Consider the following 22445-nt stretch of genomic DNA (forward strand, 5'->3'; position numbering starts at 1 on the left):
ACTTTATTACTGAACAATAATTTTCTTGATTATGGTTTTACTATCAGTAGTAATTCTTGACATATAAATTCCTGAAGCTAAGTCGATATGTAAGGTAGTTTCCCCTGCAAAATTTTGTTCAAAAACTTTTTGTCCAAGGGTAGAAAACACTTCAATTTTGGAATCCGTTGTAATGCCATAAATGGTAATGTTATCTTTCGCCGGATTTGGATACAGTACAACTTTAGCAGCATCGAAATTTGGAGTTGACAAAGGTGCAAACCAAGCCTGACCAACATTAGCTCCAAAAACATAATCCACTAAATCGGGATAATCAATAAACGGATTTCTATTTTGCTGCCAAGTATAGATATAATTGTTTCTATTCATTTCAAAATCATCACTTGGGTCAGAATGATTCCATGTCAATAAGGTAGTTAAATCACCAATCTGTCCAACTATATTTTCATTCGGATTACCATTTACAACATTCAATCCATTGTATCGAACTGCCATGTAGAAACAGGCGCGAGCCACATCTCCTTTCCAACTGCTGGTTGGAATAGCTGTTGGTCCGTTATAATCAATTCCATAATTCCTATTACCACGAGAAGAGTTTTCCTGACCATCAGCAGCTCTTAAATGATGTGCGTCAGAAAGTCCGGCACCAATATCATCAGGTCCGCTGGAAGACCAGACATTAATACCATCAGGAGGTAAATTATATAAATCACCAAAATTTCCTCTCGACTGGCTATAGATATGTTCTCTGTTCCATTTTCCAATTATACTGCTGTTGGTTTGATAATCAAATTTTGAACGAGGTTGCTCAGTATAAATTAACCAAACCTGATTATTGTTTAATGGATTTTGATCAGCGGTTTTCAAAATATTTATAATATCACCATAAGTATGGGCACGAACTACAGCCGGATTGGCAATAATATCTTGTATCGCTTGTTTTAAAGTCGCTCCCGATTTTCCTTCCAGTGAATCGTAATAACCCGCCGGAACAGTTCTCGAAATATTTCCGTAAGTTGGATTAGCCGGAGTACCAAAAGGCAATGTCGTATAGTTAACATCATTAACCCTGATTATATTGTTATTGTTGAGTATAATATAATTTGAAGGTACTGCTCCGATAGTAACTTTCATTTCTTCATCGCCATCATTAACACCATCATTCAAAATCTGAATTACCTTTGAAGCTGCAGAGGATCCCGAAGGTATTGTAACATTTAAATTCCCTTCAAAATCAGCTGAGTTAAAAGAACCATTATTTAAGGTTATTGAGAAATTCAAATCAGATGTTACAGCAACATCTGTTGTAAAAGTAATGGTAATATTTTCTCCCTCTGAGATAGTACTCCCCGAGTTGAAAGTCGTTGTAATTCCGTTATAAATAATTCCGGAACCATCATTATTGGCTCTTGGTGTTGGTGCTTTTACTTCATAAGTTCCATCTGCTTTTCTCTGTATGGATTGTGTCGTCGCTGCACTATTAGCATTTTCATTATAACTTGCTGTGACATTTAAATCGGTCATCAAAGTAGTTGCCGAAGTCACTCCACTATTACTATACACTAATGCATTGATCAAATTTACAGTCGTTCCTGCAGTTCCTAGAGGAAAATCTGTAGCATCTCCTAAATAAATAGCTACTGCATCTGGACCATTTTGAATGGTTGAATTTGGAATAGAATATGAACCAGATGGGCTTACCAAAGGGTTTGACAAAAGAATAATTCCATTACCATCGGTTACTAATCCATCTAAATCTATGGCATAATAGCTAAGATTGGTTAATCCGTTTGAGCTTCCGTTAAAAAGAACAACAGTATAACCATCTAAGGCGAAAAAAGGCGTGGTAGATTTTAATTCGATAAATTCTTTCTCATCGACTGAAGGTGTGTCAGCATCTAGTTCATTGATAACAATCTGGGCATTACTTACCGAAAAAGCAAGCAGAACCAATAGTGGTAGTATTTTCTTAAACATTATTATTAAATTGTGGACAACAAATATATTTATAAGAAAAAGTAAAATCATAATTACCCCTCTGAATTAACTATAAAAAAGCTTCAAAAGGAATTTAATACGGAAAAAACTTAAAAAAACAAGAGCTATAACTTTGCAAAAAACTAAACCATAGATTTTTAATACAATTACACTATTTTTACATCTCAAATTTTACTAGCTTGGAAGTTTTAGGATATTTTGGTGCGTTAGTTATTGGTATCGTATTAGGAATTACAGGAGGAGGTGGTTCAATACTAACAGTGCCTGTATTGGTTTATATGCTTAGTTATAATCCAATAATTGCTACGGCTTATTCACTGTTTATTGTTGGAACAACCTCAGCATTTGGAACTTTTCAAAACTTTAAGAAAGGGCTTGTTGTTCCAAAAACAGCTTTGCTATTTGTCATTCCTTCTGTCATTGGAGTTTATTTAACCCGGAAATTTATTCTTCCGGAAATCCCCGAAATTATACTTTATTTTGGTTCTGCTCAATTATCAAAAGCTACTTTTTTGATGTTGATTTTTGCCGTTGTTATGTTTTTGGCTGCTTATTCGATGCTGAAAGATGACAAAGAAAATGAGGTTGTTGATTTTAAAACTAAATCTTTGTTAGCTGTTATTATTCAACTATTCTTTGTGGGGATTTTAATTGGTTTGATTGGTGCCGGTGGTGGTTTTTTAATCATTCCTGCCCTCCTGAAATTTGCCAGATTACCAATGAAGAATGCCATTGGAACTTCACTATTAATAATTACCATTAACTCACTGATTGGATTTACAGGTGATATTCAAAATATGGAAATCGATTGGCTATTTCTGATTCCGTTTACAACCTTTTCTGTGATTGGAATATACATTGGGCTTTATATTCAGCATTACATTAATGAAAAACATTTGAAAAAAATATTTGGTTTTTTTGTTTTGATAATGTCATTCTTTATTCTTTACAAAGAACTTTTATCATAAAGTATTCTAAATTCATTGTTTACTTTTGTAGTTATAATTTAATTTTGCATAAAACATTTTGTTATGAAAATCGAACAAATATATACCGGATGCATTGCTCAGGCAGCGTATTATCTTGAAAGCAATGGTGAAGCAGCAATTTTCGATCCGCTGCGTGAAGTGCAGCCTTATTTGGACCGAGCACAAAAAGACAATGCCAAGATCAAATACGTTTTTGAAACACATTTTCATGCTGATTTTGTTTCCGGACATTTGGATTTAGCCAATAAAAGTGGCGGTGAAATTGTTTATGGTCCAACTGCAAATCCTGAATTTAAAGCTATAATCGCGATAGATAACCAGGAATTTAAAGTGGGTAATTACACTGTAAAAGCAATTCATACTCCGGGACATACTTTAGAAAGCACTTGCTATTTGCTAATTGATGAAAACGGAAAACACTACGGAATCATAACCGGAGACACCTTATTTATTGGTGATGTTGGTCGACCTGATTTGGCTCAGGCTTTGGTTGATGATTTAACACAGGAAAAATTGGCCGGTTATCTTTTTGATTCATTGCGAAATAAAATTATGCCATTGGCTGATGATTTAATTGTGTATCCTAGTCATGGTGCCGGAAGTGCCTGTGGCAAAAATATGAGTAAAGAAACGACAGATACTTTAGGCAATCAAAAAAGAACGAATTATGCTTTGCGTGCTGATATGACCAAAGAGGAATTCACTAAAGAATTGCTTGATGGTTTAGGTGCTCCGCCAGCATATTTCCCTCAAAATGTGATGATGAATATTAAAGGATATGATAGTTTGGACAGCATTATTCATAAGAGTAACATTGGACTTTCGCCAAGAGAATTTGAAGCCGTTGCCAATCAAGGAGATATTGTCATTTTAGATGTTCGACATGAAAATGATTTTGTAAAAGCACATATTCCGAATTCTATTTTTATTGGTATTCAGGGGAATTTTGCGCCATGGGTTGGTTCTATGCTGCGCGATGTTAATCAAAAACTATTGCTTGTCATTCCGGAAGGAAGAGAAGAAGAAACCATTACCCGATTGTCGCGTGTTGGTTTTGACCATGTTTTGGGTTATCTTAAAGACGGTATTGAGGCATGGAAGAAAGCAGGTTTCGAAACGGATAGTATTCACTCTATTTCACCGGAAGAATTTGCAAACGAAATAAATGCAAAAAGCATAGTAGTTGATGCCCGAAAACCAGGAGAGTATGAGGCTGAACATGTGGAAAACGCCATCAATCTTCCTTTGGACAATATTAATGATAACTTTCAAAGTATTCCAAAAGGTGACGATTTTTATTTGCATTGTGCAGGCGGTTATCGTTCGGTAATTATGGCATCCATTTTAAAATCGCGTGGAATTCACAATATTATCAATGTTGAAAAAGGAATGAGCGGTATTAAACAAACGACTGTAAGTTGTACAAAATTTGAATGTCCATCAACAAAAAAATAATTCAAAAAAAAGTTAAATAACTGATTATTCATTAGGCAAATTAGATACATTTGCATTCGTAAAAATTTAAAACAAAAAAATGAAAAAAATAATTCTTTTAGTAGCTGTAGCCGTAGTTCTGTTTTCATGTAAGAACTTGGGCGAAGGTGAATATGAAATTACAGGAAATGTAAAAGGAATGAAAACAGGTTTAGTGTACCTTGAAAAACAAAACCCAATGGGAATGGGACCAATCGCAATTGATACTGTAAAAATTGTTGATGGAAAATTTGAAATCAAAGGAAAAACAACCGAGCCGGAAATTCATTTTATTCAAATTGATAAAGTAAACGGTAAAGTTCCTTTTATTCTTGAAGGTGGTGAAATTGCAATTACGGTTGATAAGGACAGCATCTTTAAATCAAAATCATCGGGTACATACAACAATGATGAGTTTACTAAATTCAACGAAGAAACTACTAAAATTCAAAAAAGAATGCAAAAGGCTGTTATGGATTTTCAAATGAAAAACATGGCCGTAATGAATGAAGCTCAGCAAAACAAAGACACAGCAACAATAAGCCGATTGAGAAAAGAATATGATGTAGTTCAAAAACCAATCACAGATTTCACTTTTGGTTATCCAAAAACACACCCAAAATCATTCATCAGTGTTTTGATTGTACAGATGATGTCTAACAATCCTAAGTTCGCTAAAGAAATTGACGGACTATACAATTCACTTGATGAGTCATTGAAAAAAACAAAACCAGGGAAGGCAATTAAGTCAACTCTAGATTTAAAAAAAAAGCCAGCAACAGTCCCAACAGCACCAACGGCAACAAACTAGTTACTGAAGGCAGCTTTGCTCCAGACTTTAAAGCACCAACACCGGAAGGCAAATTGGTTTCTTTGAAAGAAAGTTTGGGAAAAGCAACATTGATTGATTTTTGGGCATCATGGTGTGGACCATGCAGACAGGAAAACCCAAATGTTGTAGCACTTTACAAAGAGTTTCACAACAAAGGATTGAATATCATAAGTGTCTCGCTGGATGATGATGTTACCGATTGGAAAGAAGCTATTGCAAAAGACAAATTAACCTGGACGCATGTTTCTAATCTGAAAGAAATGAATGACCCAATTGCATTGCAATATGGAGTTACTCAGATTCCAACAACATTTTTGTTAGATGCTAAAGGGAAAGTGGTGGCAGTTGATTTAAGAGGCGAAGATTTAAATGCAAAAGTCAAAGCGCTATTAACTATAAAATAATACTAATTTAGTACTACATAGAAAAAATCTCCTTCGGGAGATTTTTTTATTTTACTTATAACCAAAACGTTGAAAAAATGGTTGCGAATTAGTTATTTTTTTGTTTGTGAAACTGGAAAGTGTTTATATATTTGCAACCGCTACAAGCAAATGGGGAGATACTCAAGCGGCCAACGAGGGCAGACTGTAAATCTGCTGTGAGAACTTCGCAGGTTCGAATCCTGCTCTCCCCACGAATAAATATATTAATAAGAAAAAACACCAAGCTTGCTTGAGTGTTTTTTTTGTTTGATGTATTTTCAGAGCGTAGCTCTGAAGGATATTGCGAAGCAAAATCCTGTCCTTGCTCAGGATCACGAAGTAATAATACAAACAGTGATTGCATGAGCGTTTTTCTTTTTATTTTATTTTCAGAGCGTAGCTCTGAAGGATATTGCGAAGCAAAATCATGCTAAGGATCACAAATCAATCCTGCAAAAAGTTAATATTCATTTCATATAACTTAAAAAACTTATATTTGAGTTCTTAAAATTTGAAACTATGAAATCAAAATTAACTTTCTGTTCATTACTGGCACTTTCAATTACATTTATATCCTGTAAAAAAGAAGAAGCCAAAACCGAAACTGAGGCAGTCACAACAAATACAACCCAACAGCCAATAATAGTCCCAAACGTACAACCTATTCCGGCTCAAACAACCTATGCACAACCTAGTCAACAAGTCAGTATGCCTGTGCAAAATACACCACAAACGGTAACACAAGCTCCCGTTGTAACTAAACCCGGAATGAATCCACCACATGGACAACCAGGTCACAGATGTGACATTGCGGTTGGTGCTCCATTAAATTCTCCGGTGGCGAAAGCGGCTACAACAGTAGCAACTCCAGGTAAGCCATCATATACCACAACGACTACCTCTACTCCAAATCCAACATCAACAACTACGACAGTCGGAACTCCGGAATTATTAAAAACAGACACACCGGCTGCTACAGCACCGGGAATGAATCCACCACATGGGCAGCCTGGACATGTATGTGGGACTCCTGTTGGGTCACCATTACCAAAATAGTAAGCTTGTTTAAAATCATAAAAAAACTCCTCAAGAAATTGAGGAGTTTTTTGTTATACTATAATTGACTATTATTCTAATGCAAAAGTTACGCTTACGTTAGTATTTATTTCTAATTCACCAACAGCTAATGTTTCTCTTTGAGCGCCGCCATCTGCTGCCATTGCCATCATTCCACCTTTGTACATTGGCTGTGGAATATAACTTTGAGAGTTATCCGTAATCAACAATGCTTTGCCTACTTTTTGTCCTAAAACCGAAACATAATCCTGTGCTTTTTGTTTGGCATTCTGCATTGCTTTTTTTCTTGCCTCTCTTTCATAATCATCCATTTTAGACGATTTGAATTCAACTCCATTAATAGAATTTACACCTGCATCATTTAATCCCATCATAATGACATCGTACTTAGATAAATCTTTAAGTGTAATGCTCAAAGTTTGATTAGCTTGAAAATTATATTTCTTTTTCTCATAATCATAACTTTTGTACAAGCTTACGTTATTGGTCTTATAATCGGTAGCCGGAATACCCGATTTCTTTAAAAACTTGATTACTTTGTCAACCACTTCATCATTCAAAGTTTTTACCTCTTTGGCATCTTTACCCGAATTCTGAAAACCAACACTTATAATCGCTTGGTCCGGAACTATTTTTACTTTTCCTTCACCTGTAACCGAAATTTGTGGCACTTGGCTTTTTTGCTCTTGTGCTTGTACTGCTATAGCAAAAATAACTGCTATAATTAGAAATGTTCTTTTCATGATATTTTTTATTTGATTGTTGTATCCGTTTTTCAAAAGTTGTGCCAATTATAGTTTTCCCATTTTTGCCATTATAAAAAGGATGATAATGGGTATTGCCAAAAGAATGACCATATAAGTGCTTTGCTCAAAAAGTATTGGTTCTTTTATCAGTGTGATAGCATAACCTCCAATAGCACCACCAAAGTGTGCTGTATGCCCAATATTATCTGCTCTAGACTTCATTCCATAAATAGAATATAGCAAATAGCCAATTCCGAAAATGTAAGCTGGCAAAGGTATGATTCCAAAAATTCCAATAACCATGTCTGGATACAACAATATGGACGAATAAATAATTCCTGTAACTGCGCCCGATGCTCCAACTGCACGATAGTTATATTCATTGCCATGAAAAACCATGGTAAGCAAACTTCCAAAAATTAAACTCCCGGCATAGATTAACAGAAAAGTCAGATTCCCTAATGTTTCCGTTATCACTGGAGCAAAGGAATACAACGCAATCATGTTAAACGCCAAATGAACAATATCAGCATGCAGAAAGGCAGAAGAAATCATTCTTATTTGTTCTCCGGCACGAATGCTTCCGACATGAAATTGATACTTTCTAAAAAAAGATTCGTCATTGAATCCTTTCATGCTTATCAGTACATTAGCAGCAATTATGGCTAATAAAAAAATGTTGACCATTACTTGAAATATTTCAGTAAAAATAATAATACTTCTGCAGCAATTGTTAAATAGCATACGTTAAAATAACTTTAAACTTTATATTTGCATAAAATTATAGCGAATGCAATTCATTATTTTTATTCTGGTATATCCATTCATTTGGCTAATCTCTATTCTTCCGTTTCCGTTACTTTATTTGTTTTCTGATTTTGTCTGCATTTTGGTATATAATGTTTTTGGCTATCGCAAAAAAGTCGTCCGTGATAACATTGCTATGACATTGCCACATTTATCAGCAAAAGAGCGATTAAACATCGAAAAGAAATTCTACCGTTATATGTGTGATATGTTTCTGGAAATGATAAAAACAATGTCAATCTCTCAAAAAGAGATGGAAAAGCGATTTGTATTTACCAACTTAGATTTATATCTGGATATGGAAAAAAAAGGCAAAAGTATCGCTTTGCTTTGTGCTCATTATGCTTCTTATGAATGGGCAGTTTCTATGAATTATCATATCACCTTTGAAGGATATGGCATTTATAAAAAAATAAACAATAAGTATTTTGACAAGTTAGTAAAAGATATTCGGTCTAAGTTTAAGGCGACTTTGTTAAGCACAAGAGAAACTATTCCGACTATTGAAAAAAATTACAAAACAAATCATTTAGGAGTTTATGGTTTTGCCAGCGATCAATCCCCACAAGCTACTAAAGCAAATCATTGGTCTAGATTTATGGGAATCGAAGTTCCGGTTCATACCGGTGGCGAAATGCTTGCCAAACGCTTTGATATGAATGTTATTTTCCTAAAAAATAAAAGAGTAAAACGTGGATACTATGAAGCTACGTTTGAACTAATGGTTGATAATCCGAAAGAAGTTCCGAACTATGATATCTCAGATGACTTTTTGAGAAGAGTTGAAAAACAAATACTGGAAGCTCCTGAATTTTATTTGTGGACGCATAAGCGATGGAAACATAGGAAGAAATAGTGTTCAGTTAAAGCGCAGTTGGCAGTATCTAAAATTTAAACCAGTCTTTTACCATTTCTTTTTCCTGATTAGCTGCTTTATTGTGGGCAAATTCATTGGTTACCGGATTATACAGATACTCTTTTGCCCATTCTTTATGATTTTTTGCTAAAGCTTTAATGCTATCACAAACCATTTGAATTTCTTCAGAGGTTGTTGTTGGATGAATAGACATCCTAATCCATCCCGGTTTTTTAATTAAATCTCCCGATGTAATTTGACAAACCAAATCATGTGATGTTTGCTGGTCAACATGCAGCAGATAATGTCCGTAAGTTCCGGCACAACTGCAGCCACCACGCGTTTGAATTCCGAATTTATCGTTTAATAATTTTACTCCCAAATTAAAGTGCAAATCATCAATATAAAAAGAAATCACTCCCAACCTTTCCTGATGCTGGTTGGCCAGAATGTGAATATTGTCAATAGTATTCAATTCTGAAAAAACATAATCAACGATTTCGTGTTCTCTGTCCAGAATATTTTTTACTCCCATTTGCTCTTTCAACTGAATGGCTAAAGCCGTTTTTATCACCTGAAGAAAACCAGGAGTTCCACCATCTTCCCTATCCTCGATATTGTCAATGTATTTATGTTCTCCCCAAGGATTTGTCCAGCTTACGGTTCCGCCACCAGGACAATCAGGCACGTTATTATGGTATAGATTTTTATTAAAAACCAAAACTCCAGAAGTTCCCGGGCCACCTAAAAATTTATGTGGTGAAAAGAAAATTGCATCTAAATAACTTTCATCATCCGGATGCATATCAATGTCGACATAAGGTCCTGAGCAGGCAAAATCTACAAAACAAACACCGTTATTTTGATGCATGATTTTAGCCACTTCGTGATACGGAGTTCTAATTCCGGTAACGTTAGAACAAGAAGTAATTGAGGCAATTTTAAAACTTCGGTCTTTGTATTTTTGTAATGATTCTTTGAACTCTTCTAAACAAAACAATCCTTCTTCGTTTGCAGGAAGAATAACAACATCAGCTATTGTCTCTAACCACGAAGTTTGATTAGAATGATGTTCCATATGCGAAATAAAAACGACTGGTTTTAATTCTTTTGGAATTGCAATGAATTCTTTAAGATTTTCCGGCACTTTCAGTCCAAGGATGCGTTGAAACTTATTGACAACACCCGTCATTCCGGTTCCTGTGTTGATTAAAACATCATTATCATTTGCGTTTACATGACGTTTAATAATGCTTTTCGCTTCATGATACGCCATCGTCATAGCTGTTCCGGAAACGGTAGTTTCTGTATGTGTGTTGGCCACAAAAGGACCAAATTCGTTCATTAGCTTTTCTTCTATCGGGCGGTACAATCTTCCACTGGCAGTCCAATCTGTATAGATAATTTTCTTTTTCCCAAAAGGTGTTTCAAACTCTTGGTCGATACCAATAATATTTCGGCGAAATTGCTGAAAATAGTGTTCTAATTTAGTTTGGGTTGCAGTGGTAATCATTCGATAATAATTTGAGTTCAAAGATACATTATTTTTAATTTTAGTTGAAAATAATTGAACTTCTTTGACATATTCATAAATTATCATTGACATTTAAACCTTTCTTATCTTTACTACTCTTAACTCCAAGTAAATTTTGAAATCATTATGAACAAAAACACCCTTTGGTCACTTCGATTGGGATTTTCCGGAAAGCAAAGCAAATCAATTGAACAATTGGGATTGTCAAAATTCCTGGACAAATCCTTTTCTTCTTCTTTTGATAAAAAAGTGCCAAGTTTGTTGGACAACAGTCCTAAATCATTAAAAGAGTTAAAAGCCAAACGCCAGGAAATTAAAAGTTCAAATGCTACCAATGTCAAAGAATTATTAAAAGTTGAGCTTCAGGTGCAACAGGAATTAAAAGCTTGGTGGCTGCAAAAAATGATTGCTGATGAATTTCCGCTACGCGAAAAAATGACTTGCTTTTGGCATAATCACTTTGTTGCTACTTTTCAAAAAGTGAAAGTAAATCATTGGATTTACCAACACAATCAAATTCTAAGGGAAAATGCTTTTGGGAATTTCAAAACGCTAACCAAAAAGATGATTCAGACCAATGCTATGGTTCGCTATTTAGACAATGTCGATAACAAAAGAGACAAAATCAATGAAAATCTGAGTCGGGAATTACTGGAACTTTTCACCCTTGGTATCGGCAATTATACTGAAAACGATATTAAAAACGGAGCCAAAGGTTTGGCCGGACTTACCATCGGCGAAGACAAAGCAGAATACAGACCATTTCTGGAAAATAATGATACGATTACTTATTTTGGAAAAACCGGAAAATTCAAAGCAGACGATATGATTGATATCATTTTTGAACAAAAAGCGATTCCGTATTTGATTACACAAAAAATTTTGAAATGGTTTATTTATGATACTCCTTCAGAAGAATTGGTTCATTATTATGGTGATTATTTTAGAAAAGTGGATTTTGAAATCAAGCCACTATTGACTAAAATATTTACAGAAGAATTTCCAAAAGACAATGCAGGAAGCAAAATAAAAGACCCGTTGGTTTATATTTTACAAGTGTTGAATGAATTGAATGTTGAGCAATTAAATCCTAAACTATTAGCTTTTTATTTGAAACAACAAGGCATGGACTTGTTTAATCAATCCAATGTAAAAGGTTGGAATGGTGGCAAAGAATGGCTGAGTTCACAAGTGTATTTACAACGAAATAACGCAGCCGATTTATTGTGCAACGGGAAAAATATAAGTAAAAAAGCACAATATATGGATAATGAAAATCAATTGATAAAAGTTTCCTTAAACTGGACAAAATCAGGCAATAATAAAACTATCATAGCCGAACTGCAAGACAGATTACTGTTTCAAGCCGATGACAATATGCAAAAAGATTGGGAAACACTTTTGAAATACGATTTCAATCCAAAAGCAGAAGGTGCAGATAACGCTGTGATGCGTTTGTTTAACAACATGATTAAAACACCTGAATTTCAAATAATATAGCCATGAACAGAAGAAACTTTCTCACGCTCACAGGAACATTCACAGGCGGAACATTGCTTCTGCCAAACTTTCTTCATGCTTTTGGTTCACAATCCAATTTAGTAATTGGCGAACAATGTTTGGTATTCATTCAGTTGAATGGTGGCAATGATGGTTTGAATACGTTTATTCCTTTTGAAGATCCGTTATATTATGAATATCGTACCAAAATTGCATTGAATAAAAGCAATATTATCAGCAGAAATAATGGTATGGCATTTCATCCGGCATTGAAAGATTTTGCGACAATGCAGCAAAATGGAGATTTAACCATCATCCAAAATGTAGGTTATCCAGAACCAAATCGTTCACATTTTCGCAGTCAGGAAATATGGCAAACAGCTGCGGATTCCAATCAATATTTAAGTAGTGGTTGGCTGGGAAGATATCTTGATTTGCAATGCAAAGAGCATGAGCCAACAGCTGGAGTAAATTTTGACAGCATCGATACTTTATCTTTAAAAGGAAATGAACCCAATTCGATTACAGTTAAAGATCCAAATCGGTTTAAGGTGAAAACCAATAGTGATGATGCCGCAAAACTTTCTGATAATCCGCAATTAGATTTTGTGCGTAAGATTGCCAATTCAGTTTCTGAAGGTTCGTCTGATATTCAAAAAGCATTGGCAAAATCTACTTCGGAAATCAATTATCCAAAGACAGGTTTAGGTAAAAATTTAGAATGGATTGCACGATTAATAAAAGGGAATCTAAACTCAAAAGTCTATTATACATCGCAAAACGGATATGACACTCATGATAATCAAATCAATATTCAGCAACGTAATTTAACTGAACTTAATGATGCGATTTACAGTTTTTACACTGAACTAAAAAAGGCACAATTGCTTCAAAATGTTACTTTGGTTGTCTTTTCAGAATTTGGAAGACGTGTCAAAGACAACGGCAACGGAACAGATCATGGAACTGCAGCACCAATGTTTATTATAGGAGGAAACAACCAAGGAAAGATTATTGGCAACAATCCAAACCTAGCTGATTTAGATAACGGTGATTTAAAACATGAAGTTGATTTTAGAAGTGTTTATGCCTCTTTGTTACAAAGTAAAATGAACTTTGATTACACTAAAATTGGAATATCAAATAAAGCTTTGAGCGGGTTATTTTAAATACCTATTCTTCACTTACAATATTTGTTACTTAAAAATTAAGAAAATCCCCATTAGTGGGGATTTTTTTTATAACTTAAACTCCGAATTTTGAAACTATTAACCTAAAACACAAACATTATGAAAATCTATGATTCATTTGGAACTTTTGATAGCACAAAACTGGAGTTCAATTTGGCAGGACAAACCACAAATATTGACACCGATCTTTATGAAATCACAGACTACTATGACATTTCTAATGCAAGCCGTTATGCTATTGTAGCTATTCTTCAGACTAAAGACGGGAATGATAAGGATTTAAGTACTTTTCCGGCTGATTGTGCCTGTATGGCAAGTGAGGTGCCATTTACGAATTTGAATCAAAGTTATTTAACTCCGGGTGATAAAGACATTTTTAGCATACAAAATAGTGATACTATTGATGTCATTTTACATCACGGAATTGGTTTTGACCCGATAAATAATACTTATGATGATGATTACATCAAAAACTATAAAGCAGAAACGTATGTCTATTATTCAAAAGGATCACCTCCTGGAGCAAGAGGTACTGGTATTCTAAGATAAAAAATCTTGATGTATAAAGCTTTCAAATTAAAAATCATGACCAAGACAGTGGTATTCCTTTTTATCACTGTCTTTGCTATGGCACAAAACAAAAGATTAAAAAGTATAGAAACTAGTTTTGAAAATTTAGACTTCAACGAAAGAATGTTGGGGTTAAAAAAAATAGAACCGAGCCAATTATCTAATAACGACAAAGCACTATTTTATTATTTGTATGGGCAAACTTACTATGCAAATAGCAATGGCGCTGCTGGTTTGTCCTATTTCATGAAAGCCAATGATATTTATAAATCACAAAAAAATTACGATAAAGTTATTGAAGTAAACCTAATCATTGTTGAAATAAAACGTCTAACCGATTATAATTACAAAGATTACAAATACCTAATTGATGAAGCGGTTGATTATGCTATTAAAAGAAACAATATTCCTTTGTTATGTAAAACCTATAAAGAAATAGGCAATAATTTATTTGATTCTGATCCATCAAAAGCAATAGACTATTATCAAAAAGCAATACTTGAAAATAAAAAAGTAAAGGATTCTTTCTTTGAGGCTGATGTAAGGTCAAATATCGGATTAGTATATACTGAAAAAATACATAACTATAAATTAGCCCGAAAATTTAATGCTTTAGCTCTTGATTTTTATCAAAAACACCATTTAAACTTTGACATAGCATGTAACTATGTCAACCAAGCAGATGTTCTCATAAAAGAAAAAAAATATGACTCTGCCATGATAATGTATAAAAAAGCGGAGGCTCTAGATATAAAAGACAATAATACGAATACCCGAATCATCCTGTATGGATATATGGCTGACTTGTATAAGGAAATGAAGAATTATAAAAAAGCTCTGGAATATACTGATAAGCAAAAAGTATATCAAAGCCTAAATGACGATAACCAACAAGTAAAAGCCATAAGGGATATTGATGCTAAATACAAAACCAAAGAACACAAAGATGAAATAGCCTGGTTAAAAAGTCTTACGAAAAAAGGAGGAGCGGTAATTGTTTTCTTGATAGTACTTTTAATTTTAATCTTTTTGGGATACAAAAACCTCCGCAAAAAGAAAAAAATTGTAGAGCAGGAAAAACTAATTCAAACCCAGAAACTTGAAAATGTGCTTCAGGAACAAGAGCTTCACGAAATAGACAAATTGCTTGAAGGACAGGAAAAAGAGCGAATCAAAATAGCCAATGACCTGCACGATAATCTGGGAAGTTTGCTTGCCACACTAAAACTCAATTTTCAAAGCCTGAAAAAACAAGATGTAAACAACGATGATGCTGATAATTTATTTAACAAAACCGACGAATTAATAGAAGAAGCTTATCAAAAAGTACGTACCATTGCTCATACTAAAAATGCAGGCGTAATTGCTAACCAAGGATTGCTGCCGGCTATTAGAAACATTGCTAATAAAATGAATATTCCAGGAAAACTTGCTGTTGAAGTTATTCCGTTTGGACTTGAAGAACGCTTAGAAAATGCACTCGAGGTAACCATTTTCAGAATGATACAAGAATTACTAACCAATGCCATAAAGCATGCTAATGCTACAGAAATTAGTATTCATCTTACGCAACATGATGATAGTTTAAATATCATCATAGAAGATAATGGCGATGGATTTAATTATAAAAAAATAGATAAGAAAGATGGTATGGGATTAGCCAATATTGAAAAGAAAGTGGAACAAATGGGAGGCGTTTTCACTATTGACAGCACTGAAAAAAGAGGCACTTCTATTTTAATTGATATACCCTTATGATAACACTAGCTATTGCCGAAGACCATCAGGCACTTATAGATGGCATGAAGTTATTTTTTAAAAACGAAGCAGACATTATGATTGTGGGCGAATCCAATGATGGTGAAGAGCTTATTGAATTGGTAAAAGCCAAAAGACCAAGCGTAGTCATCACAGACATACGTATGCCAAAATGCGACGGTATTACAGCAACCCGAATCATCAAAAAACAATTCCCGGAAACAAAAATTATCGCTTTTAGCATGTTTGAACAAGATGAAGCTATCGAACAAATGAAAGCCGCTGGAGCTTCTGGTTATATTATGAAAAATTCCTCATTGCAAACCGTAATCGATGCAATCAGAACCGTGGCCAGAAACGAAACTTTTTTTGACGATGCTATTTCCGCAAAAGATTCCCAAACCAAAGAAGCTATTATCTTAAGTTCTCGTGAAAAAGAAATTCTCCGATTAGTTGGCGAAGGTAAATCTTCTCAAGAAATCGCCGATACTTTAAACATAGGAAAATCAACAGTTGACACACATCGCAAGAACATTATAAAGAAATTTAACATTACAGGAAAAAACGATTTATTGCGATTTGCTGTAGAACGAAAATACGATTTCTAACCTCAAAAGGTGTCATTAAAAATAAATTAAAAATCCCCATTGATGGGGATTTTTTTGTGATTTCCTTTTTCGAACTTTGAAACGTTATTATAACATAATTATAACAAGTGGTTTAAATTAGAAATCCTGCCCGAACAATCTCATAGTGGTATTTGAATTTTGAATAGGGCAGGTTTTTTATAATTAGAAATTGAAAAAGGCAGGTAAGTTATACGATGAAACTTCCAAAAATTAATTTAAGCATTGATGAACGCAACGTGCTGATTAAATATCGGAAAACAGTAATCATTATCATCAAAGTTGTTATAGTGTGGTGCGTGATAGTCGTTTGTTATGAGCTTTACCTGATGATGAAAAACTAATTTTAGTTATAGGAACTATGAAGACTCTAAAAATTGATACCAAAAACATGCTAACTGCAGCTGATAAAACAACAAGTATTATTATCAAAATCCTTTTAGTATTCAGCATAATTTTAGTAGGATGTGAATTATATATATTGTTGAAATTATAATTAAAATTCCTTCAACCCTCTTGCTTTTTTAATTTGAGACGATTACTACTACAAGAGGGATTGTGAGGAAATACCAAGAACAAACAACACCCGAGGCACATCCGAACTGTATGGAGCGCAGCGGAATAAAAAAATTCAGAAATCATGAGTTGGAACAAAGTAGAAAACAATTGTAAAGCCATATATGAATACCAATTCATTAATGGAACCAAACCAATGGAACGAAGAATTTTAATACAAGTTATAGCAGAAGAATTTCCCGATTTACCACGAGTGCGAATTGCTTATGCAGTTGACAGATGTATCAACTCCGTAGCCGCACCTATGAGTCCGAACACTTTTTTAACTTTTGTACAAAGTTATTTGAGATAAACCGGTAAAAACACTTCAAATTACCATTCAAAAAATAGTTTTAGAGAGGTAAATCAAACTCTGCTGAAATAAGAAGATAAAACAACATTGATTATATTTGCTAAAAATATAATCAAATGCAACACATTATCGACCGCTTTATAAGCTATGTCACTATTGATACTGAATCAGACCCAAATTCTGACACTACTCCAAGTACAAAAAAACAGTTTGATTTAGCTAATAAGCTGGCTGAAGAACTAAAAACCATAGGCCTTAAAGAAGTCACAATTGACAAACATGGTTATATCATGGCGACCTTGCCTTCTAATGTTGACCACGAAGTTCCAACGATTGGTTTTATTTCTCACTTCGATACAACTCCTGATTTTACAGGTAAAGATGTAAAGCCTCAAATAATTCCAAACTATGATGGTGGTGATATTGTTTTAAACAAAGAGGAAAATATCGTTTTATCGCCAAATTATTTCAAAGATTTATTACTATACAAAGGACAAACTCTAATCACAACCAATGGTTTAACGCTTCTTGGTGCCGATGACAAAGCCGGTATCACCGAGATTGTAACTGCTATGGAATATTTGGTCAACAATCCACAAATTAAACACGGAAAAATTCGGGTTGGATTTACTCCCGATGAAGAAATTGGCCGTGGTGCCGATTTATTTGATGTAAAAAAATTTGGTGCCGATTGGGCATACACTATGGACGGAAGTCAGATTGGCGAATTAGAGTATGAAAATTTTAATGCTGCCGGTGTAAAAATTACCTTCAAAGGAAAAAGTGTGCATCCTGGTTATGCTAAAGGAAAAATGATAAACTCCATGCTTATTGCTAACGATTTTATCAATGAATTACCTAAGCATGAAACACCACAGGAAACCAAAGGTTACGAAGGTTTCTTTCACGTAACCGGAATTTCGGGAAGCATTGAAGAAACCAAACTGGATTTAATCATTCGTGACCACGATATGAAAAAATTCAAAAAACGCAAAGAGTTAGTTCATGATATTACGAAGAAATTCAACAAAAAATTCTCAAAACAATTTGGTGAAGATATTGTAATCACAACTATCAAAGATCAATATTATAACATGAAAGAAAAGGTTGAACCAGTAATGTTTATTGTTGATTTGGCTGAAAAAGCTATGAAATCCTTAGACATAAAACCGTTGATAAAACCAATTCGTGGTGGAACTGATGGATGCCGATTATCTTATATGGGGTTACCATGCCCTAATATTTTTGCCGGCGGACATAACTTCCACGGAAAATATGAATATGTTCCGGTAGAAAGCATGCAAAAAGCAATTGATGTCATCATCAAAATCGCTGAACTTACCGCTACTACTGATTTTTCAAAAACAGAAAATAAGAAGTCTAAAAAGAAAAATAGTGATTAGACATGACCGAAAAAAAAACTTGGGATAAAACCAATCAATGGGGTGAAGAACTTGCCTTGTTGCGCGAAATTATTCAAAAAACCGAGTTGGTTGAAACCAATAAATGGGGTGGCGAAGTCTATACCATCAACAACAAAAATGTATTGGGAATTGGTGGTTTCAAAAACTATTTTGTTATTTGGTTTTGGAATGGTGTGTTTCTAAAAGACGATGCCAAAGTCCTGATCAACGCAAATGAAGGTGTGACCAAAGGTTTGCGGCAATGGCGGTTCACTTCCGCTGACGATGTTAATGAAAAACTGGTTTTGCATTATATCAACGAAGCAATTGCCAACGAAAAAACCGGTCTTGTAATAAAACCCGAGAAGAAAGAAGCAATGAAATGTGATTTCTTTCAAAGAGAACTCAATAAAGATTCAAAGTTGAAGATTGCTTTTGAAAAATTCAGTCCATACAAACAAAAGGAATTTTGGGAATTTATGGCAACTGCCAAACAGGAAAAAACCAAAATCACAAGATTAGAGAAAATCAAACCAATGATTATTGATGGAGTTGGCTTGAATGATAAATACAGATAGGAGAAATTCCAATTTTTAAAAACCAAAACACAAATAAAATCCAATAAAAAAATCCCAAATTCCAATATAGGAGTTTGGGATTTTTTATTTGAAATCTTTTTGGAATTTGAAATTTTAGTTTTGGAATTTATAAAAAAGCTTACGCTTTTTTATTCAACGCTGCTGTCAATTCTAACGAAATAGCAGAACGCTCAATTTTAAGTTTTCCTGACATGGTTTCTATTACCACTGAGGTTTCTGCCAACTCAGCAATTTTTCCGTGGAAACCACTTTTAGTAATGATTTTATCACCCACTTTTAAACCTGCCTCGAATTCTTTTTCTTGTTTGATTTTCTTTTGTTGTGGTCTAATCATAAAGAAATAGATAACCACAAACATTAATAAAAACGGTAAAAATTGACCTAGTTGTCCCATAATAATTGATTTATTTAGCCTTTTTTAGGCACTTTGATGTTAGCTTTAATTGTTAATATTTTGTTTTCTTCTTTGGTGTTGCAAATAATAGTTACCGTTTTGGATGTTATACCTTGCTTTCCTGCTGAAGTAAACCATACATGTATTTTTCCCGATTCACCAACCTTTATAGGTGTTTTTGGGTAATCCGGAACAGTACAACCACAAGAACCTCTTGCAGATGTAATTATCAAATCGGCTTCGCCAGTATTTTTAAAGGAAAAATCATATACTGCATTATCTCCTTGTTGGATGGTACCAAAATCATGCTCCTCTTGGTCAAAACTCATTATTGGATATTTCCCGTTTGCAGGAACCGATTTTGACGGATTTGAAAGATTAACATTATCGGTTGGCTGATTTGTTGGAATCGTTTCGGTATTTTCTTTTTTACAAGCGGTTGCTATTATGAACAAACCTAGTAAAAACAATAAATTGAATTTTCTTGTCATCATTTATAATTACATTAAACCTCTTCCTGTTTTTTGTATTTTATTTTCGCTTTGAAATTCTTTGACCAAATTATCTAAAATTCCATTGATAAAAATACTGCTTTTTGGTGTTGAATATTCTTTAGCTAATTCCAAATATTCATTGATAGTCACTTTGACCGGAATTGATGGAAATTTTAAAAACTCACAGATTGCCATTTTCAAAATGATGGTATCGATTTCTGCAATTCTGTCTGCATCCCAATTTGGCGTTTTGTCAATGTATTCTTTAGCCAATTCTACTTCATTAAGTACCGTCTTTCTGAACAACAAACTCACAAATTCCTGATCTTCCTGATCTTTGTATAATTTGGCTACTTTAAATTCGGCACTTTCAGAAACTTGTTTCAACTGCTTTTGAATTTGAGTATTCACTACCGGAATATCATCAATCCAGGTTAATTTATTGTCTTCCAGATATTCGTATAACTTCTCATTTGGAGCAATCAATTCGGTAAACATAGCTGCCACAAATTCTTTATCTTCTTCAAAAGAACTTTTCTTGGTGCTCATGTACTTTTCATACAACGAACTTTGTTTAATTTCATTAAGTAAAATCAAAATATAGTCATCGTTCATTGACCAGTTTGTAATTTTCCTTTTTTCTAAAGCGATGCTCAACGAATTGCTTTCTTCCAATAATTGAAAAACTGCATTGTTGACAAATTTTCTGTTGGGATTTTTTTCTTCCGGTGTAGCTAAATGCTTTTTGCTCGAAGCTTCTAAAAAGACAATTTCTTTTTTTCTGATTTCAACCAATGAAGACACCATGATTAAATACAAATCCTGAATACTATCGATACTGTGAAGCAAAAACTTTTCTTCTTTTTCAATATCATCAGAACTTTTTTGATGCATCGCGTAGATTGACTGCATCACTTTAACTCGAATATGTCTTCTGTTTAACACGGGTAAGAACTTTTAAAATTAACAAAGCGAAAGATAATCTTTCGCTTTGCAAAAATAGTAATTATTTTATTTTGAAACGGCTTTATTTAGCAGCGTTTTCTTTTTTTCTTTGAGCAATTCTGTTTTCTGCAATTTGCATTGCTGCTTGTTGTGTTGTCAAATTATTTTTATCAGCAAAACCAAAAATCTCAAGCGTAGTATTGTAGATGTTCTCTGTTTTTTTGATGGCTTCACCTTCGGCATACTTAACCAATTCACCATAAACATTGATAATTCCACCAGCATTAATCAAGAAATCGGGTGCATAAGCAATGCCTCTTTCTCTTAAAATTGGTCCGTGAATGGCTTCAACAGCTAATTGATTATTGGCAGCACCAGCAATTACTTTGGCTTTAATTTTATAAATAGTATCATCATTGATTGTTGCACCTAAAGCACAAGGCGAATAAATATCAACATCTGCAGCATATAAATCAGCTCCTGTGAAAATTTTGGCTCCGTATTTTGCTACCATGTTTTCCATTTTGTCCTGATGAATATCGGATACATAAACAATGGCCCCTTCTTTTGTCAAATGACTAATCAATGTTTCTCCAACATGACCGTTTCCTTGAACCAAAACTTTTTTTCCGGCCAAGTTATCTGAACCAAACTGGTACATTGCAGCAGCTTTCATTCCCATGTAAACACCGTAAGCAGTTACCGGAGAAGGATTACCCGAACCACCTTTTTCAATAGAAATTCCGGTAACAAAGTTAGTTACTTCATGAATTCTGTCCATATCTTCAGTAGTAGTTCCAACATCTTCAGCAGTTATGTATTTTCCGCTTAGCGAATTTACAAACTGACCAAAACGTGTAATCATTTCCGGAGTTTTATCTGTTTTGGCATCGCCAATAATTACAGCTTTTCCGCCACCAAGATTCAAACCTGTTATGGCAGACTTATAAGTCATTCCACGTGAAAGACGTAAAACATCATTCAAGGCTTCCCATTCGTTTGCATAATTCCACATTCTTGTACCTCCAAGTGCCGGTCCCATTACCGTATTGTGGATTCCGATAATTGCTTTTAATCCTGTATCTTTGTCATTACAAAAAACAATTTGTTCGTGATTATCAAAAGATAGCTGACCAAAAACGGGATCCATTTTTTTAAGCTCTGCCGGTGTAGTGATTTCTGATGTCATTTTGTTAATGTATTAATTAAGGCTTTTTAAAAAAGTCCGTACAAAATTAAAACTTTATTCAATAAAATTCACTAAAATCAAAAATAATTAGCAATTTGTTAATAAAATCAATTTAAATCAAGAATATAATAATTTAAATGTTTTTAACGATTTAACACTAAACTGTTTTTAA

The 22445-nt window shown here is 34.0% G+C and carries 21 protein-coding genes, 1 tRNA gene and 1 pseudogene; 15 read left to right on the top strand and 8 right to left on the bottom strand.

Annotated features, from left to right (window positions below; genetic code table 11):
• Nucleotides 1–6: 6 nt before the first annotated feature.
• Nucleotides 7–1977, bottom strand: a complete 1971-nt coding sequence (locus L1S35_RS00090; protein ID WP_236395642.1) for an endonuclease — start codon at nt 1975–1977, stop codon at nt 7–9.
• A 200-nt stretch (nt 1978–2177) separates the two neighbouring features.
• Between L1S35_RS00090 and L1S35_RS00095 the strand changes: the two genes are divergently transcribed.
• The 6 genes and pseudogenes from L1S35_RS00095 to L1S35_RS00120 all read left to right on the top strand — a co-directional run bounded on the left by L1S35_RS00095 (nt 2178) and on the right by L1S35_RS00120 (nt 6773).
• Nucleotides 2178–2966 carry a sulfite exporter TauE/SafE family protein gene (locus L1S35_RS00095; protein WP_236395643.1) on the top strand — a complete coding sequence of 263 codons (789 nt, stop codon included), beginning with the start codon at nt 2178–2180 and terminating at the stop codon, nt 2964–2966.
• Nucleotides 2967–3029: 63 nt separating this feature from the next.
• Nucleotides 3030–4442, top strand: a complete 1413-nt coding sequence (locus tag L1S35_RS00100; RefSeq protein ID WP_236395644.1) for an MBL fold metallo-hydrolase — start codon at nt 3030–3032, stop codon at nt 4440–4442.
• Between the two features lie 79 nt (nt 4443–4521).
• Nucleotides 4522–5271, top strand: coding sequence for a DUF4369 domain-containing protein (locus L1S35_RS00105; protein ID WP_236395645.1), 750 nt, complete (start codon nt 4522–4524; stop codon nt 5269–5271).
• A 17-nt stretch (nt 5272–5288) separates the two neighbouring features.
• Nucleotides 5289–5696, top strand: a pseudogene (locus tag L1S35_RS00110) (peroxiredoxin family protein); the annotation flags it as partial.
• Between the two features lie 152 nt (nt 5697–5848).
• Nucleotides 5849–5929 (top strand) — tRNA-Tyr (locus L1S35_RS00115).
• Nucleotides 5930–6236: 307 nt separating this feature from the next.
• The gene (locus tag L1S35_RS00120) at nt 6237–6773 is read left to right on the top strand and encodes a hypothetical protein (RefSeq protein WP_236395647.1); all 537 of its coding nucleotides are present in this window, start codon (nt 6237–6239) and stop codon (nt 6771–6773) included.
• Between the two features lie 71 nt (nt 6774–6844).
• Here L1S35_RS00120 and L1S35_RS00125 read toward each other — a convergent pair whose 3' ends face one another.
• Together L1S35_RS00125 and L1S35_RS00130 are read right to left on the bottom strand one after the other, a co-directional pair.
• On the bottom strand, nt 6845–7537 hold the full coding sequence (locus tag L1S35_RS00125; protein ID WP_236395648.1) for an SIMPL domain-containing protein: 693 nt from the start codon (nt 7535–7537) through the stop codon (nt 6845–6847).
• Between the two features lie 48 nt (nt 7538–7585).
• Nucleotides 7586–8227 carry a rhomboid family intramembrane serine protease gene (locus L1S35_RS00130; protein WP_236395649.1) on the bottom strand — a complete coding sequence of 214 codons (642 nt, stop codon included), beginning with the start codon at nt 8225–8227 and terminating at the stop codon, nt 7586–7588.
• Nucleotides 8228–8330: 103 nt separating this feature from the next.
• Here L1S35_RS00130 and L1S35_RS00135 point away from each other — a divergent pair, with 103 nt between their 5' ends.
• Entirely contained in the window at nt 8331–9203 is an 873-nt protein-coding gene (locus L1S35_RS00135) for a lysophospholipid acyltransferase family protein (protein ID WP_236395650.1), read from the top strand.
• Between the two features lie 28 nt (nt 9204–9231).
• On the opposite strand, the gene L1S35_RS00140 is transcribed toward L1S35_RS00135, so the two are convergent.
• The gene (locus L1S35_RS00140; RefSeq protein ID WP_236396463.1) at nt 9232–10716 is read right to left on the bottom strand and encodes an aminotransferase class V-fold PLP-dependent enzyme; all 1485 of its coding nucleotides are present in this window, start codon (nt 10714–10716) and stop codon (nt 9232–9234) included.
• A gap of 147 nt (nt 10717–10863) precedes the next feature.
• Between L1S35_RS00140 and L1S35_RS00145 the strand changes: the two genes are divergently transcribed.
• The 8 genes from L1S35_RS00145 (at nt 10864) to L1S35_RS00180 (ending at nt 19230) form a co-directional block, all read left to right on the top strand.
• Complete coding sequence (locus tag L1S35_RS00145; RefSeq protein ID WP_236395651.1) at nt 10864–12237, top strand: DUF1800 domain-containing protein; 1374 nt, start codon at nt 10864–10866, stop codon at nt 12235–12237.
• A gap of 2 nt (nt 12238–12239) precedes the next feature.
• On the top strand, nt 12240–13406 hold the full coding sequence (locus tag L1S35_RS00150; RefSeq protein ID WP_236395652.1) for a DUF1501 domain-containing protein: 1167 nt from the start codon (nt 12240–12242) through the stop codon (nt 13404–13406).
• Nucleotides 13407–13526: 120 nt separating this feature from the next.
• Nucleotides 13527–13976 (top strand): hypothetical protein, encoded by a 450-nt coding sequence (locus tag L1S35_RS00155; protein WP_236395653.1) that lies wholly within the window; start codon nt 13527–13529, stop codon nt 13974–13976.
• A gap of 36 nt (nt 13977–14012) precedes the next feature.
• A complete protein-coding gene (locus L1S35_RS00160) occupies nt 14013–15755 on the top strand; it encodes a tetratricopeptide repeat-containing sensor histidine kinase (RefSeq protein ID WP_236395654.1) in 1743 nt (580 codons plus the stop codon).
• Nucleotides 15752–16363: a response regulator transcription factor gene (locus L1S35_RS00165; protein ID WP_236395655.1), complete on the top strand. Its 612-nt coding sequence runs from the start codon at nt 15752–15754 to the stop codon at nt 16361–16363. Before L1S35_RS00160 ends, L1S35_RS00165 begins: the two co-directional genes overlap by 4 nt.
• 658 nt (nt 16364–17021) lie before the next feature.
• Nucleotides 17022–17249: a hypothetical protein gene (locus L1S35_RS00170; RefSeq protein ID WP_236395656.1), complete on the top strand. Its 228-nt coding sequence runs from the start codon at nt 17022–17024 to the stop codon at nt 17247–17249.
• A gap of 116 nt (nt 17250–17365) precedes the next feature.
• Complete coding sequence (pepT, locus tag L1S35_RS00175) at nt 17366–18652, top strand: peptidase T (RefSeq protein ID WP_236395657.1); 1287 nt, start codon at nt 17366–17368, stop codon at nt 18650–18652.
• Between the two features lie 2 nt (nt 18653–18654).
• A complete protein-coding gene (locus L1S35_RS00180) occupies nt 18655–19230 on the top strand; it encodes a YdeI/OmpD-associated family protein (protein ID WP_236395658.1) in 576 nt (191 codons plus the stop codon).
• Between the two features lie 139 nt (nt 19231–19369).
• Here L1S35_RS00180 and yajC read toward each other — a convergent pair whose 3' ends face one another.
• The 4 genes from yajC to L1S35_RS00200 form a co-directional block, all read right to left on the bottom strand.
• Nucleotides 19370–19645 carry a preprotein translocase subunit YajC gene (yajC, locus tag L1S35_RS00185; protein ID WP_236395659.1) on the bottom strand — a complete coding sequence of 92 codons (276 nt, stop codon included), beginning with the start codon at nt 19643–19645 and terminating at the stop codon, nt 19370–19372.
• A gap of 14 nt (nt 19646–19659) precedes the next feature.
• A complete protein-coding gene (locus L1S35_RS00190) occupies nt 19660–20139 on the bottom strand; it encodes a DUF1573 domain-containing protein (protein ID WP_236395661.1) in 480 nt (159 codons plus the stop codon).
• 6 nt (nt 20140–20145) lie between these two features.
• Nucleotides 20146–21051 carry a transcription antitermination factor NusB gene (gene nusB / locus L1S35_RS00195; RefSeq protein ID WP_236395663.1) on the bottom strand — a complete coding sequence of 302 codons (906 nt, stop codon included), beginning with the start codon at nt 21049–21051 and terminating at the stop codon, nt 20146–20148.
• 115 nt (nt 21052–21166) lie between these two features.
• Nucleotides 21167–22273, bottom strand: coding sequence for a Glu/Leu/Phe/Val family dehydrogenase (locus L1S35_RS00200; RefSeq protein WP_305070356.1), 1107 nt, complete (start codon nt 22271–22273; stop codon nt 21167–21169).
• Nucleotides 22274–22445: the final 172 nt, after the last annotated feature.

This window comes from Flavobacterium anseongense, assembly GCF_021608185.1.
Taxonomy (GTDB): Bacteria; Bacteroidota; Bacteroidia; order Flavobacteriales; family Flavobacteriaceae; genus Flavobacterium; species Flavobacterium anseongense.